This window comes from Flavobacterium granuli (assembly GCF_900129705.1).
GTDB lineage: Bacteria > Bacteroidota > Bacteroidia > Flavobacteriales > Flavobacteriaceae > Flavobacterium > Flavobacterium granuli.
In genome coordinates this window covers 85,602-102,275 of the sequence record NZ_FQWO01000007.1, presented here as the reverse complement: position 1 = coordinate 102,275, position 16,674 = coordinate 85,602, and the positions used below count along the sequence as shown (strand labels likewise).

Here is a 16,674-nt window from a genome sequence, read left to right as displayed (position 1 = left end):
ATGATAAAAATTAATAACACATTTCCTCTAACCGTGCTGCTGATTTTTTCAGTGGCAATCGGTTACGGGCAATCCGTAAATCGCAAAATCACTACAGCAGATTATGCAAAATGGAGTACACTGCAGGATGAAGCAATTTCTCCTGACGGCTTATGGATATCCTATAGTTTGCAATACGATTATGGTGCTGACACCCTTTTTGTCCAAAATTGCAAATCAGATAGAAAACTAATTTTCCCATCAGGGAACAATGCCATTTTTAGTAGTGATGGAAGATTTGTCACCGTTTCAGATCCCGAAAAAGGCTTAATCCTACAGGAATTTAAATCTGGAAAAGTGCAGTCATTTAGGAATGTTAGTAAGCATGAATTTTTTGCTGAAGCAAAGTATCTAGCAATGTTGAAGAAAAATGTGAGTTCAAACGAATTGCAGATTTTAGATTGCAACACGAATAAATCCTATATTTTTCCAGACGTTCAGGAGTTCACGATTAGTCGTGAGGGTAAAATCGCTGTGAGTACCTTTCACGAAGTACGAATTATAGATCCTGCAGAAAATTTTAGCGAAAAAACCATTGCGCAGGATAGCGCTGAAAGTTTTAAAAATTTATGCTGGAGTGAAAATGGTAGCGCAGTCGCATTTTTACAGCAATTGCCAAAGGATACTTTAGCTCCGGATAACCACAGGATTATCTATTACAATCTCACAGATTCAAAAAGGTACACACTTGACGGAAGCACTAACGAAGCATTAATGGCACAGCGCATCATAGTGAGATTGAGTAAACCAGCACTTACATTTTCTCCTGATGGAAAACGCATTTTTTTTGCGATTACTACGCCGCATAAACCCTTTACTACGGAGCAGGTTGAAATATGGGATACCGCAACCCCGTTAGAATACACTCAAAATAAATACCGGGGCAACACGAATTACGAGCCCAAGTTAGCTGTTTGGTCTGTAGAAAGTGGAAAAGTAATGCAAATTGGTACGGTTGAAAATCCTAAAGCTATGCTGACCGCAGATAAAAATTATGCAGTCTGCTTTAATGCCCTTCGATATGAACCCCAATATGAATACGATGCTCCGGCAGATTTATATCTGAAAAATACCCACACAGGAAAGGAAACACTGATTTTACAAAAACAGGCGACGTCCATCGGCATGATGGGGACTTCACCTGACGGCAAGTTTATAAATTATTTCAGAGATAATAATTGGTGGATTTATGACATTGAGAAAACAAAGCATAGGAATATAACTGCCCAAATAGGAATAGCATTTAAAAACAAAGAGAATGATAATTCCGGTTCGCCAACACCTTACGGTAGTCCGGGTTGGTCTGCCGATGGTAAGTATATCATAGCTTATGATCAATATGACATTTGGCTTTTATCACCTGACGAAAGTAAAACTCAAAAGATTACGCACGGCAGCAAAAATAAAGTGTGTTACAGGATTTGCACAAATCTTGATCAGGAAAACAAGACACACAATCTTGATAATTTATTCGCGCCAAAATTTGACCTTACCAAAGGCTTGATTTTGGAAGTCCTGGGAGACAACATGGCAAGTGGTTACTATAAATGGTATCCTAATGGGTCACTTAAAAAGATGCTGTTTAAGGAAAGTGGAATAAATCGGATACAAAAAGCTAAAGATGCTGAAATGTATATTTGTATAGAGCAAACTTCAGCATTACCACCATGTATTATACTTTTAAATAATTCGGGCACATTCTCAAAAGTTATTATACAATCCAATCCGCAAAGCAAAAAATTTGATTGGGGTCAGGCTGAATTAATTTACTATAAGAATAAATTTGGAGATAACTTGAAAGGTATTTTATATAAGCCTGCAAATTACAAGTCCGCTAAAAAATATCCCATGGTCGTTCTAATTTACGAAATATTGTCGCACGGATTACACAATTACTACAACCCTACTGAATATGATTCCATGGGCTTCATACCATCAAACTATTTTCTCAACGATTATCTAGTACTTTTGCCTGACATTAGATACAAAATTGACGATCCCGGAATGTCGGCACTTGATTGCGTAGAATCGTCCGTTAACGCTGTAAAGGCAACCGGCATTGTGGAAGAAAATCACATTGGAATCATAGGACACTCTTTTGGAGGGTATGAAGTATCTTTTATCATAACGCAAACTAAAACTTTTGCTGCAGCAATCTCCGGTTCAGCAATCTCAGATTTAATTGGAAGCTATTTTTCTTATGCCTCAAATATTCCCCGCTCGAATACATGGAGATTTGAAGGAGAGCAGTATCGCATGACATCATCGCCGTTTAATGATTGGAATAGTTATCAGCGAAACTCACCCTTGCCAAATGCAAAATATATTAGTACTCCTTTGCTAAGTTGGGCAGGAAAAAAGGACCCGACCATTCCTTGGACACAAAGCGCCTCATTCCATATGGCGTTACGAAGGTTAGACAAAAAAAGTATATTCCTGGTTTACAATGGAGAAACACATACCATACTCACTCCCGAGTTGCAGAAAGATCTGACAATTAAAACAAAAAATTGGTTTGATTACTATTTGAAACAGAAGACTGTTACAGATATTAACGATATCCCTTAAATTACAGTATAAAAGAACAATGGCGGAATCTTCGTAAGATTCCGCCATTGCATTTTAAATCTACAGCATACTGTTATTGCAGTCTGTAAAGATGTACAGAACAATCAGTTTGTTCTTCGTTCATATCAAACAGTTCAACAGAACCACTTTTACAAAACGGTTTAGTGGTATCATTACCACATTTCACCGTACTTACAGCACAATTACTACTTGGAATTAGACCCCAAATGTCAACTACTTCCGCTTTTTCAGGCGCGGGTGTAAATGCAAATGCTCCAAAAACGGCTAGAGCGATAGCCGATAGAGAAAAAATTGGTTTAAAAAATGTCGTTTTCATAATGTTATAATTAAATTTAATGATCTACTCTGTCACAGGTTTTCGATCTTCTCCTGATACTGCGCGGTATATTGTATACGCAATTATTTTGTCTGCTTAGGTTTCTTTGGATTCCAAGGCACATAATAATCGCTGCGTAATTTATTAATAGTCAAATATTTTCCAGTTAACACTATAACAAGATCATTCGAAATTATAAATTCCGACATTTTTCCCCCTCCTTTATCATAGAGGTAAAAACTAAAGGCATAAGTGTTTTTAACAAGGTCATAAACATCAATAATTGAAGCCTTTTTCCACATATCCTTTGGTTCAAACTTTCCGATTAAGGCGGCATTTACAAAAAGGTAGTTTCCATAAGTGGCCGTTTTTTTATTAACAATTACGGGTTGTTTGGCTAGTGTTGTGATTTTTTTTGAATCAATTTTGGCAAGTTTAATCTGGGCTTGAGTAGTCGTATCAATAGTATGACCAATTGAATAGGAATTTAATGAATCATTTGCAATGATAAACTCGTTACGGTAATAGTAGGTATAAAGTATTTTGTCAAGCTGTGCGTTATATAAAAGCATTCCGTCAGTATCAAAAATCCCGTCTATCTGCTTTTCCAGAATAGTGTAATTCAGGTGAAGGCTGTCGGTATATGCAATAGTCGCCAAAACATTCTCATGCGTTTTACTTCCGATAACACGTAGAGCGGCTTTATCAACATTCACAGGCGCTATCAGTGAAAAATAAGCCTTTTTATGCATTACTAAACTTGGCTTCCAGTCAGATATACTGCCTCTGAAGATACAAGGTACCGTTCCATCTGCAAAATAAAAATAGGGTGGCTTTACTAATAACCGCGGCGCAGTATATGAAAATTTGTATTTGGGTAACTGAATAACAAATTGCTTTTTATTTTGATGAGCAATGTTAACCATGGTTACGGTCAATGGTGCAGTGGAATTTCCTAAGTAAACATATTCGTCATCATAACCAGCAATATAATAAGAATCATATTGCAAGTCAATTTCTGATTTGAACGTAGTAGGATGATGAGGAAATCGTCTGGTAAAATTATTGCTACGATGGATCGTATCTTCCGATAATAAAAAAAAGACAGTAACCACGGTAACACTGAAGATCATAGTAACACCAATTCTTGTCAATCGTTCTTTAAAATTTAACGTTCTGGCAGGGAGTTCATTTGTTCTGTATAATAAAATTGCTATCAGCATAAGTACTACGAAAACAATATTAAATATAAGATGTTGATTCCAACTCAATTTTTCCAATACACCACCACAGGAACAAGGTACAAACGGACTAAAATGAAGCATAATATATATATACGCCGTAAACATTACCATTAGGCTGAGCGCGGCATACATACCAGTATAACGCAACCGTACCGTCAGAAGCATAAAAGCAATGATAAATTCAACAGCGGGGACTGTATACGATACTAGTTCAGCAAATGCGCTAAGCAATGGTGACTGGCCCAATTGAACCTGAAAATTTTCAAAGTCTAAAAGTTTATTTAATGCTGCATAAACAAACAACAGAACATACAGTAGACAAACCGTTTCAATAATAATACTTTTGATTGTTACAGGTAGTTTCATATCGACAAACTTTAAGATTTAATCCGATATAAAATTCCGAAAAAACAAGGGAATAAGTGTTATCAATTCGGGAGCTTAACTTGCTCCAAAGGGAGTTTTTAAATAATGGTGCAATTCGTATACGTATTCCCTATTCACACTGGCTTGTTAACACTACGATTTGGAATTGGAATTGCATTTAATTCCTACTTCTCACTTCTCACTTTTCACCTTCTACTTTTCACCTTCTACCTCCTCTCAATAGCATTAGGAGCATAATCAAAGTGTTTTTTAAAGGTTCTTGAAAAATTGGGATAAGTGTTAAATCCCATAATAGTTGCAATTCTGTTTAAGGGTATTGTTGTTTGCTGGATCAAAAGATGAGCTCTTTTCAACCGTTCAGTAGCATAAAATTGATAAATACTCGTTTTAAATAAAAGTTTAAACCCTTGTTTCAATTTATTATCATTGGTTCCAAAAATTTGAGAAAGTTCCTTTAAAGATGGCAATGGAGAATTCAAATGGTTTAAAATATAATCATAGACATGCTGTATCAATTGTACATCAGAATAACTACTGAACCCCCCAAGCAAATTAGTATCTTCTGGTGAAACCAATGCTTTATCCACTATGGTCTTCTCAATAACAGTAGTAACGGAACTGATTAAAATATTGGTACTGTGCATCATTCGTGAAATGGTGCAAAAGCAAGGTAACAGCAATTGCTTTTGAGTAATATAAATGAGTTGCAAGGTAACATTATAGTTATCATCATGAAGTATGGAATCTTTAATACTTTCCCAAATGGGTAAAGATTCCTTAGAGAGCATACTGCTGAAAGCGGTATTATAGAGCATTTCATCAGTAAAACCTAATACTATAGGGACACCTGAATTATAACTTCTGATAATAAAATCGGTATCCAGAATAAAAGTGGTTTGAACAAGGTTGGTATAAGTATAATGAGGATTAATAAAGCCCGAATGAAAAACGGACCCCTCCATTTCTTCTGCTACCATGTTAACAAGTACAACCAATGCCTCCAATTCATCGTCCTGCTCTGTACGTTTGATGCGATTCATAAAATTACCACTTCCCATCTCAAGAAGCATTTTATACATACTTTGAATACGTTGTTGATTAATTTCTTGTTGCATAATAGGAACTATAAGGTACTAGTTAAAAGATGTATTAAAAGTAGTGATTTATGGTACTACTTGTAGGCTTCCAAAAAAGCCAAAGCGGCTGACTCATCAGTAAAAAGCTTTGTTGGAACACTTGGTTTACCAATTTTAAGATAAAAAGAGGTTATAATTAGAGAAATACTTTGATGCCCAACCAGACTTACAGCTTTTGTCAAAACGGAACCAGATTGAGCCAAATAATCTCTGGCAGCTTTGTCAGAATCCACAATACCCCTGATATCGCACAATATAGGATAAGCCTTTTCATTTTGTATCTGTATTCGATCGGCTACAATGCGCTGGGCTACAGTTAAATCAATAACAACATTGGGTTTGTATTCAAAAAAAAGAATACTATTTCGAATCCAAAAATGGGCATATTCATTCTCAAAGTAACTAGCTGAAAATCTCATAATATTTTAGATAAATATAATGTTATCTGTAAAAATAGTAATAATTCTAATTATAAAAAGCATAAAAAAAGCACAAATCGATAAAAATAGCATTGTAGTTATCAAATCGGGAGTATGTCTTACCATATCGGGAGTTTGTGATATTTTATACAATGCTATTCATTATTTATTTAGATTTTTACTCAAAAAATAGTATCCAATAAGAAAGAAGTACTTACAAAATTTTATATTTCAATAACTTAAATTCTAATAATATGGCAAAAATCAAGCACAACAATTTCATTGATACGGTCGATGAGGTTTTATCAGGAGCTAAAAAAGAAGGTGTTTTGTACTTATACGCAGAAGACAAAGTTTTAACAGGCAGAACAATTCAAATCAAGGGAAAAGAAATGTTCCATTTCGGAACAACAGGTTATCTGGGTTTAGAACAGGACATTCGGCTGAAAGAAGCTGCAATTCAAGCCATTTGGGATTATGGCACACAATTTCCGTTGTCAAAATCATACATTTCACATCCACTATACTATGAATTAGAAAGTAAAATAGAACAAATGTATGATATTCCTCCTATTATAACCAAGAACAGTACGTTGGGGCATTTAGCTATTATTCCAACACTCATTAGAGATGAGGATGCCGTAATAATGGATCATCAGGTGCATTGGAGCGTCCAAAATGCATGTCAACTTTTAAAACTAAGGGGAATTCCAGTAGAACTGATAAGACACAGTAATTTGGATATGCTAGAAGATAAAATCAAGCAACTAACCACCAAATGCAACAAAATATGGTACATGGCTGATGGTGTATATTCCATGTTTGGTGATTATGCACCCATTCCAGAATTATTGGCTTTGACTCAAAAATATACACAACTAAACCTTTATTTTGACGATGTCCACGGAATGAGTTGGAAAGGCAAAAACGGAACCGGTTTTGTTTTTGACGCTATCAAAGAACTGCCTGAAAATTGCATTGTGGTAAGTACTCTAAGTAAAACCTTCGGAGCCAGTGGTGCAACAGTATTTTGCAAGAATCAAAAATTGAGGGACAAAATCAAAAATTTTGGCGGGCCGTTAACCTTTTCCGCTCAGTTAGAACCTGCCTCTGTAGCGGCTGCAATTGCCTCAGCAGGCATCCATCTATCTCCTGAAATAGAATTGATGCAAAAAGATTTGGCGAATAAAATTGCTTACTTCAACCAATTGCTGTCTCAAGGAAACCTTTCCATAATTTCAAAAAACGATTCGCCGGTTTTCTTTTTGGGAATGGGTACACCCGCAACGGCCTATAACTTTGTGAAACGTTTATTCAAGGAAGGTTTTTTTCTGAATTTAGGAATTTACCCTGCTGTACCGATAAAGAATACTGGAATTAGAATTACGCTATCTAGTCACAATCAACAACAGGACATTACAGCCTTGGTTGAAGCGATGGAATATCATTTTCCTAAAGCTTTGGAAGAAACAAATAATAGCGAAATCAAAATCAGACAGGCTTTTGGAATGGACAATAAAAAAGCAGAAAACATTTCAGAATCAAAAGAGCAGGAGCTTTTTATCGAAGAAAAAATTACCATTCAGGATATCATAAAAGAAGAATGGAACCAATACATGGGGAAACAAAATATCTTTGATTGGGAAGGACTGGTTTATTTAGAAAAAACATTCAGCCAGCATCCGGATCCAACAAACCAATGGGATTTTTATTATTTCACTATTAAAGACAATAAAGGTACCATAGTATTAATGACCTTTTTTACCTACGGCCTTTGGAAAGACGATATGCTGGCTACTGAATCGGTCTCCATCCATTTGGAAGAAATAAGAAAGACTAATCCTTTATACCTCACCTCAAGAGTATTGGGTATGGGTTCTCTATTCACCGAAGGAAAACACTGCTTCATCAATCAGGAACATCCTTTGGCAGAAAAAGCATTGAAACTATTATTGGATAAGCTGGAAGAAAAATACAATGACTTAAATGCAGACATGTTAGTTTTAAGAGATTTCGAAAAAGACAACAGCTACAACAAAACAATAGTAGACCAAGGTTATTTCAAAATAGACATGCCGGAATCCTGTGTAATTGAAAACCAAGTTTGGCATTCATACGAAGAGTTTACAAAAACATTATCGCTGCGTTCCCGTAAACACTTCAATAAAGAGATAGAACCTTATGAGAAGTACTATGATGTTGCAATAAAAGATAAATTGAGCAAATCAGAAATAGCAAGAGCATATCAACTCTACAACAATGTAAAAGACAATAATTACGCTATCAATACATTCCGATATACCCAAGAAATTTTCGAAAGCATGAATGAAAGTCCAAACTGGGAATTCATAGTACTGGTATTGAAAGCAGAAACTGAAAATCCATTCATAGGAATTATGTTTTGCTACAAAAACGACAATCATACCTATGTCCCGGAATTAATAGGTATGGATTATAAATGGGCAAAAGAATACCAACTGTACAGGCAATTGTTATTTCAAACCATAAAAAGAGCTAATGAGTTGCAGCTTCAAAAGATAGATTTTGGAGTGTCAGCCTCATTTGAAAAAAGAAAATTAGGAGCTAGGATAATTCCAAAAGTAGCCTATGTTCAGACAAGAGATAATTACGCAATGGAACTTATGAATACTTTGCAAAATGATTACAAATCAATTGCAAAATGACGAAAGTATATTGACAACTAATATTAAAAAAAATGTTTAAAAAAACGATTGAATCATTTAATGCTGTCTGCAATGAAATATACAAATGAATTAATTATTCGCTTTATTAGTTATTATGATTATGGAGTCTACTTATAAAGATGCTCTTTACAGTATACTGAAAAAAGAACAGGAAATTAGTTTGGAATCAGTGCATGTTATTGATGAATCCTATCGTATGATTGTTTTTCTTCAGGATTTACTTTCAGATATGAAAAAACGTGTTCTGGATCATCATTTTACAGAAGAAAATGAAGAAATTGAATTTTTTAGGATCATTAAGCCACAAATACTTGGAAAGTTGATTTATTATAACAAAGTGTATAGAATAGAGACATCTTGTCCAGTAAACAGTGGTAAAATGTACTATAAATACTTTTCCTGTGAATTACAGCAGTTAAAGAATGAATACAAAGAACATATCTGTAATTCTGAATTTTACCGGTATTATCGTTCAGGACGGACAGATAGAGATCATGATTTTTTTAAATTAGGAAAAATAAATCTTAATACGGGCCTTAACAGCTTTATCTTTGAAGTTGATACTCAATTCTCTACTTATTATGATTACAAAGTGTCGCGCATTATAGCCGATGAATTGCTTTATAATTACTTGATTCTCAAAATCAATCCTGTCGACAAACCTGATATGGTTTTACAAAATGCCGAATCTACTAAAGATATCTTTTGGACAGAATCTAAAAACGCGATGATAGAATTGATTTATGCGCTATACGTATCTGGTGCGATTTCCAATGGTAAAATCGGAATCCGTAAAATTAGTTTAGTTTTTCAGCTATTATTCCGTACACAATTGGGGGATATTCATCATGCGTTCCATCGTATGAAAGACCGTGCAGGTAACCGCACTTTATTTTTAGACCAGCTCAAATCTTCTTTAGAGCATTATATGGATAAAGATCTATAAATAATTATAATCTTCTATTATTTTAAAGCAGTGTTTTATTACACTGCTTTTTTTTATATCTACCCATCCTTACCCATTGGCAAAATGTTTCTCCAATTCGAGTTTCTTTGATAGTGTAAATTCAAATTTAGTTTAATTATTAATAATTGTCTGTATTCTAGAAATTTCCAAAATCATGATTTTCAATTGGTAAAGCTTGGCAGAAAATACAACAAATAGCCTCCAATTTTGCATATATCATTAATCGAAAAGTAATAATTGATTAAAACATATCTATATGAATATCGACAGAATAGAATTTATGGCTTGGATGGAGCGAATAATGGAGCGATTTGACATCCTTATGGAATTGGCAAGTGGGACTAAAAATCAACATGCGATTATTGATGGAGAAGAGCTGTTGGACAATCAGGATATTTTACAAATACTGAAGATAAGCCCAAGATCCCTACAGCGTTACCGCTCCTCCGGCAAGTTGCCCTATTATACAATTAGTGGAAAAATTTATTATAAGCTCTCAGATGTGCACCAGTTCATCAGAGAAAGCTTTACCGCTCCCATGTCTAAAGTAAAAGTCAACGGCTGACAAATGATGTCAATTAAAGCCAATCTTAGAGAAATAGAGGCAGCTTCTTTACTTTCGATATTGAAATATAAATATTCAGATTATGAGCGAACAAACTTTAGATACACCAAAATCTCCCGAACAATTATCTGAGATATTATTGGTACTGGATAAAGAGCAAAAGAAAATTCAGGCTGTAAAGGGCATTGATAAAAAGGGCAAGCTGGAAACCGTTGAACCTATAAAGAAAAACCAGAACCAGTTTATGCGGGTGGATAAGAATGGCGATTTATTTTCTAACTTCTTTTCTAATTTTTTCAGCCAATTAAAGGAACCTACTCGTTTTTCCTTTTTCAAAGTTCCTGAACCTGTCGCTATTGATATGGTAAATGAAATGCAAAAACAGATGGGTAGACCAAGTCCCGAAGGGGAACAACTGATGAAGCAATACGAAGTGAAAGCAGAACCTGATAAAAATAATAATAAACAAGAAAATAAAAATAGTATGGCAACAACACAGACAACATCAGAAAAAAGCGAATACCGCTATAAACCAGAACAGATTGACTGGGAAACAATGAACAGTCTCGGACTGAACAAAGAAAAACTTGAAAAGATGAACCTCCTTGATCCTTTATTGAGAGGGTTTAAAACCAATGAGCTTGTACCTGTAAGCCTTAATCTAGGCACTGCCGTTACCCGTATGGATGCACGTCTGTCTCTGCAACAAAATGATAAAGGAGTGGTTGTGGTTGCCATTCACGGTATCCGCAAAGAACCTAACCTGAATTTTGCTTTTTTCGGTCATGAGTTCAGTAAGGAAGATAAAGAGAACCTGCTCCAAACAAGCAATATGGGGCGTGTGGTCAATCTGACTAATCCTAAAACGAATGAGACCATTCCCTCTATTGTCAGCGTAGATAGGCTGACTAATGAGCTTGTTGCTCTGCGAACAGACAAAATCAAAATCCCTGATGAGATCAAAGGAGTGAAACTGGATGATGTACAAAAGCAAACCCTAATGGAGGGTAAGCCGATTCATATAGAGGGTATGACTTCCAAAAAAGGAACTTCGTTTGATGCAGAGGTACAATTCAATGCCGACAAACGTTTTGTAGAGTTCTTGTTTGACAGAAATAATACCAATAAGCAATTGCAAAACAATGAGCAAAGCCAGTCGAAGGAAACTCCGAAAACTTTTAGAGGTAAAGAACTGGATAATGAGCAATATAAAAAGTTCAAAGACGGTCAGACTGTCTATGTTAGTGGATTGGTGGATAAGAAAGGTAAAGAATACAATGGTTACATCACTTTCAACAAAGAGACAAACAAAACAGATTTTTCTTTCCAAAACCCGAACAGAATCAAAGAACAGGCAAAGCCTACTGAAGCTCATAAAACGCAGACGGCGGTCAATTCTGAAGGCAAAACCAATGAAGGGACCAAGAATCTTAAAGAACCTTTAAAATCAGGGCAAAAAAATCCCGACAGTAAGGAACAGCAGGAGCAACAGGAAGCAGCCAAAACACCTGCAAAATCCAAAGGGCGTAAAATGTAATGTGTCATGAAATGCCTTTTGCATTCCATGTGACAAATAAAAAACAGTAAAAATAAACACATGAAAGTAGTTATTGCTGAAAAACCAAGTGTAGCAAGGGAAATAGCGAGCCTGTTGAGAGCCTCCGAAAAAAAGGATGGTTATCTGACAGGTAACGGCTATTATGTTACGTGGGCTTTTGGACATTTGGTGGGACTGGGGATGCCGGAAGATTACGGCATTTCCGGATTTCAGAAATCGTCCCTGCCGATACTTCCCAATCCTTTTTTATTGACCGTCCGAAAAGTCAAAAAAGACAAAGGCTATACGACAGATACAGGTGCATTAAAGCAACTGAAAGTAATTGAACATGTTATCGACCTTAGTGAAGAGATTATTGTCGCAACCGATTCCGGGCGTGAGGGTGAACTGATATTCCGCTATATCTATGAATACCTCAAAAGCAACAAACCCTTTGAACGTCTTTGGATTAGTTCGCTGACCGAAAAGGCAATCAAGCAGGGTTTTGACAACCTAAAACCTGGTAGCGATTTTGACGGATTATATCAGGCAGCGCAGGGCAGGAGCCGAGCGGATTGGCTTTTGGGTATCAACGCTTCTCAGGCATTGAGCATTGCCGCAGGCAACGGCATCTATTCGCTCGGAAGAGTGCAGACACCTACACTGGCTTTGATATGTAAGCGTTATCAGGAAAACAGAAATTTTTCGTTGAAGCAATACTGGCAGATACAATTGTTCCATACAAAAGAATTCACAGACTTTAAATGCCTTTCCAAAAACAAATGGGAAGATAAAAAGCAGGCGGAAGATACATTAAAGTCCATCGAAAGAAATAGCAATACAGTTACGGTCACCGCTGTAGAAACCAAAAATGTGACGGAACAACCGCCTCTGCTGTTTGACCTGACAGGCTTGCAAAAAGAAGCCAATAATAAGTTGAACCTGACGGCTGAAGAAACCTTGAACATTGCCCAAAGCCTGTATGAAAAGAAATTTATTACTTACCCACGTACTGGGAGTAAATATATTCCTGAAGATATGTGGGCAGAGATTCCAAATCTTATCAGGGCTTTGCAGGATATGGGAGCCTTCAAGCAAGGAGTAACCAAAGTGAAATGGGGGCATTTCAATAAACGTATCGTAAATGACCTTCGTGTTACAGATCATCATGGTCTGCTGATTACGGACAAAATCCCATCAGCATTACAGGCTAAGGAAAATGCCGTTTACAATATGATTGCCTTTCGACTACTGGAAGCAATTTCACAAGCCTGTACAAAAGAGATTACCGATATTACTTTACAGGCTTTGCATTATGATTTTGCCCTGAAAGGCTGCAAGATATTAGAACCAGGTTGGCGTTCCATCAAAGGTAGTTTTTCCGATAATGATACTGGACCTGTGCAGGAATTACCCGAACTGAAAAAAGGTGATGAACTCAAAATCAAAGATGCTTCAGTTTTGGAAAAGAAAACCAGACCACCTGTGCTTTATACTGAGGCCGGACTTTTATCAGCTATGGAAACGGCAGGAAAGGAGATTGAAAATGAAGAGGAGCGAAAAGCAATGCAAAACGTAGGTATTGGTACACCAGCCACAAGAGCCGCCATTATTGAAACCCTGTTTAGCCGTAACTATATCCAAAGGGAAAATAAATCCCTGATACCTACCGATAAAGGATTGCAAGTCTATGAACTGGTCAAAGACAAGAAAATTGCCGATGTAGCAATGACCGCAGAGTGGGAACTGGCTTTGCAGAAAATTGAAAACAACGAAAGTAATGCGGAAGCTTTCCAAAAAGAAATGGAAATCTATGCCACATCCATTACCAATGAATTGCTGCAAACGGCCATTGCACAAGAAAACCTGCCTACCCTTGTTTGTCCTAAATGCAAAAAGCTGCAACTGATTATTAGGGATAAAATTGTTAAATGTCCTGATGAGGTCTGCAACTGGGTACAGTTCCGAAATATATGTGGTGTGCAGGTAAGTATAACTGATATTGAAAGTCTTGTCAATACTGGCAAAACTTCTCTTATCAGAGGAATGAAAAGTAAAGCCGGAAAGAAATTCGATGCCTATATTGTATTGAATGAGAAAGCGGAAAGCTCCTTTGAATTTGAAAAATCTAAACTTTCGAAGAAATAATGAGCAATTTTATCACTACCCTTCAGGAAATTGAGAACCGAATTTATACTATAAGAGGGGAGCAGGTTATGCTCGACAGCGATCTCGCAAGGATTTATCAGGTAGAAACTAAAGTCTTCAATCAGGCTGTAAAGCGGAATACAGACCGCTTTCCTGAATCCTTTTGTTTCCAGTTGACCCAAGATGAATTTGATACTATAAACTTGAGGTCACAATTTGTGACCTCAAGTTTGAATTATGGGGGAAGGCGTTATCTGTCTTATGCTTTTACCGAGCAGGGTATCGCTATGCTCTCAGCTGTGCTCCGTAGCGATATTGCCGTAAAAGTTAGTATCGAGATAATGAATGCATTTGTAAAAATGCGTAAGATGCTCGTTGATAACGCAGCATTGTTTCATCGACTGGATAAGATGGAACTGAAACACGCAGAAGCAGATCTGAAATTTGAAGAAATCTTTAAGGCACTGGAAAGCGGAAAGTTGCACAGTGAAAAGGGTATTTTCTATAACGGGCAAATTTTTGATGCCTATGCCTTTATATCGGATACTATCCGCACTGCCCAAAGTTCCATTATTCTTATTGATAATTATGTGGACGATACGGTGCTAACCTTGTTGGGTAAGAGAAATAATAATGTTACCGCAACAATCTATACTAAAAGTATAAGTAATCAGCTACGGTTAGATGTGCAACGATACAATAGTCAATATCCCCCGGTTGAAGTTAAAATCTTTTCCAATGCACATGACCGGTTTTTGATTATTGATAGCACAGAACTCTACCACATCGGAGCATCATTGAAAGATCTGGGTAAAAAATGGTTTGCCTTTTCGAGAATGGATATTGAGATTGGCCGAATGCTCCAAATTTTGGATAAACAATAAACCCTCTGAATTTTCAGAGGGTTTATTTCATCAAATCAACCCGCGACTTAAATCGGTTCAGATGTAAATACTACTTTAATTAAATGTGATTTAATCCTAATTCTTTTAAAAATTCATTGTGTCTATCTGTATTCTCTTTTATGCTTTCATTAATTGAAGTCAATTTTTTGTTTACCTCTTTTAAATCAATTTTTATTTCGTCAAGTGATGTACTCACATACCTTGAAATATTAAGGTTGTAACCATTCATTTCAATTTCTTCCATAGAAACCCTGCGAGCATATCGATCGACATTTTCTGGTCGATATTTATATGTATCTATGATATCTTGAATATCATTGGGTTCATCACCATCACCCTCTCTTAATGTATTTTGTCGTTTTCCTTTTTCAAAACGCTCGCTTGCATTGATAAACAAAACATCATCTTGCTTTTTGCATTTTTTCAAAACTAAAATACAAACAGGAATACCGGTAGAATAGAAAAGATTAGAAGGTAAACCAATTACGGTGTCAATGTGATTGTCTTTTAACAATTTGGTTCGAATTCTTTCTTCTGCACCACCACGGAATAAAACACCGTGAGGTAATATGATTGCCATTGTTCCTTCTTTACCTAAAAAGTGAAAACCGTGCAATAAGAAAGCAAAGTCCGCGGCTGATTTCGGAGCTAAACCATAGCTTTTGAAACGAAAATCATCTGCCAAGGTATCGTTTAGTTCCCAACGTAAACTAAAGGGCGGATTAGCGACAATAGCATCAAATTCTATCTTTTTTGTTGGGTTCATTTGGTTTAATATATCCCATTGATTGAGTAAGGTGTCCCCGTGAAATATCTCAAACTCGGTATCTTTCATACCGTGCAATAACATATTCATTCGAGCTAAGTTGTAGGTAGTGATATTTTTTTCTTGTCCGAATATTTTACCAATACTACCACCGTTATCCTTAATTCTCGTTCTAACATTCAACAATAAAGAACCTGAACCACAAGCAAAATCCAATACTTTGTCTAATTTTTTCTTCTTACCCATTGTTGGGTCTTGACTGTCTAAGGTTACAATTTCAGATAAGATGGTTGAGATTTGTTGTGGCGTATAAAACTCTCCTGCTTTTTTGCCTGAACCTGCTGCAAACTGACCAATCAAGTACTCATAAGCATCACCGAGAGTATCTGAATCCGCAGAAAAATCGGCTATTCCTTCTGAAATCTTCTGAATAATAGTACAGAGTTTTTTGTTTCTTTCGCTAGAAGTTTTACCTAATTTTTCAGAATTCAAATTAATTTCAGAAAACAAACCTTGAAAAGCACTTTCAAACGATTCGTTTTCAATATATCTGAAACCATTCTCCAGAGTTACTAATAAATCTGCATTTTGTGTACGTGCCAATTCGGTAATGTTACTCCACAGATGATGAGGCTCAATTACATAATGCACTTTACGGCGCATTTGTTTTTCAAAGTCTTCAACATCATTAGCATTTTCTTTGTACCAAATTTCTAAAGGAGTATTGACTTTAAGTTTAGACATTACATCTTTTGGAGTATCGTCTGGGTAATCTTTTCCTAATTCTTTCTTTGCCGATTCTTCGTAGTTGAATGATAAATATCTAAGGAATAGAAAGGAAAGCATATAATCGCGAAAATCATCTGCATTCATTGCACCTCTTAAATTATCTGCTATATCCCAAAGGGTTTTACCGAGTTGCTGTTGTTCTTTTTGAGTCATTGACTTGTT

Annotated in this window: 12 protein-coding genes; 7 read left to right on the top strand and 5 right to left on the bottom strand. The window is 36.1% G+C overall.

The genetic code is table 11. The annotated features are described in order from the left end of the window. Nucleotides 1-2,607 (top strand): S9 family peptidase, encoded by a 2,607-nt coding sequence (locus BUB25_RS10620; RefSeq protein ID WP_072944069.1) that lies wholly within the window; start codon nucleotides 1-3, stop codon nucleotides 2,605-2,607. 73 nt (nucleotides 2,608-2,680) lie between these two features. Here the strand turns inward: BUB25_RS10620 and BUB25_RS10615 are convergent, their stop codons facing one another. The 4 genes from BUB25_RS10615 to BUB25_RS10600 form a co-directional block, all read right to left on the bottom strand. Then, a complete protein-coding gene (locus BUB25_RS10615; RefSeq protein ID WP_072944067.1) occupies nucleotides 2,681-2,944 on the bottom strand; it encodes a DUF6520 family protein in 264 nt (87 codons plus the stop codon). Between the two features lie 83 nt (nucleotides 2,945-3,027). Then, nucleotides 3,028-4,554: a MauE/DoxX family redox-associated membrane protein gene (locus BUB25_RS10610; protein ID WP_072944064.1), complete on the bottom strand. Its 1,527-nt coding sequence runs from the start codon at nucleotides 4,552-4,554 to the stop codon at nucleotides 3,028-3,030. Nucleotides 4,555-4,781: 227 nt separating this feature from the next. Continuing rightward, complete coding sequence (locus tag BUB25_RS10605) at nucleotides 4,782-5,690, bottom strand: helix-turn-helix domain-containing protein (protein WP_072944062.1); 909 nt, start codon at nucleotides 5,688-5,690, stop codon at nucleotides 4,782-4,784. A 56-nt stretch (nucleotides 5,691-5,746) separates the two neighbouring features. Beyond that, complete coding sequence (locus tag BUB25_RS10600) at nucleotides 5,747-6,130, bottom strand: DUF7793 family protein (protein ID WP_072944060.1); 384 nt, start codon at nucleotides 6,128-6,130, stop codon at nucleotides 5,747-5,749. A 254-nt stretch (nucleotides 6,131-6,384) separates the two neighbouring features. Between BUB25_RS10600 and BUB25_RS10595 the strand changes: the two genes are divergently transcribed. The 6 genes from BUB25_RS10595 to BUB25_RS10570 all read left to right on the top strand — a co-directional run bounded on the left by BUB25_RS10595 (nucleotide 6,385) and on the right by BUB25_RS10570 (nucleotide 14,936). Further along, nucleotides 6,385-8,814, top strand: coding sequence for a bifunctional aminotransferase class I/II-fold pyridoxal phosphate-dependent enzyme/GNAT family N-acetyltransferase (locus BUB25_RS10595; RefSeq protein ID WP_072944058.1), 2,430 nt, complete (start codon nucleotides 6,385-6,387; stop codon nucleotides 8,812-8,814). Between the two features lie 121 nt (nucleotides 8,815-8,935). Beyond that, the gene (locus BUB25_RS10590; RefSeq protein ID WP_072944055.1) at nucleotides 8,936-9,781 is read left to right on the top strand and encodes an RteC domain-containing protein; all 846 of its coding nucleotides are present in this window, start codon (nucleotides 8,936-8,938) and stop codon (nucleotides 9,779-9,781) included. A 277-nt stretch (nucleotides 9,782-10,058) separates the two neighbouring features. Next, nucleotides 10,059-10,367, top strand: coding sequence for a helix-turn-helix domain-containing protein (locus BUB25_RS10585; RefSeq protein WP_072944053.1), 309 nt, complete (start codon nucleotides 10,059-10,061; stop codon nucleotides 10,365-10,367). An 82-nt stretch (nucleotides 10,368-10,449) separates the two neighbouring features. Then, nucleotides 10,450-11,904, top strand: coding sequence for a DUF3945 domain-containing protein (locus BUB25_RS10580; protein ID WP_072944051.1), 1,455 nt, complete (start codon nucleotides 10,450-10,452; stop codon nucleotides 11,902-11,904). 60 nt (nucleotides 11,905-11,964) lie between these two features. Then, nucleotides 11,965-14,052 (top strand): type IA DNA topoisomerase, encoded by a 2,088-nt coding sequence (locus BUB25_RS10575; RefSeq protein WP_072944049.1) that lies wholly within the window; start codon nucleotides 11,965-11,967, stop codon nucleotides 14,050-14,052. Beyond that, the gene (locus tag BUB25_RS10570; protein ID WP_072944046.1) at nucleotides 14,052-14,936 is read left to right on the top strand and encodes an ORF6N domain-containing protein; all 885 of its coding nucleotides are present in this window, start codon (nucleotides 14,052-14,054) and stop codon (nucleotides 14,934-14,936) included. Before BUB25_RS10575 ends, BUB25_RS10570 begins: the two co-directional genes overlap by 1 nt. A gap of 79 nt (nucleotides 14,937-15,015) precedes the next feature. Here BUB25_RS10570 and BUB25_RS10565 read toward each other — a convergent pair whose 3' ends face one another. Further along, nucleotides 15,016-16,665, bottom strand: a complete 1,650-nt coding sequence (locus tag BUB25_RS10565; RefSeq protein ID WP_072944044.1) for a type I restriction-modification system subunit M — start codon at nucleotides 16,663-16,665, stop codon at nucleotides 15,016-15,018. Between the last annotated feature and the right edge of the window lie 9 nt (nucleotides 16,666-16,674).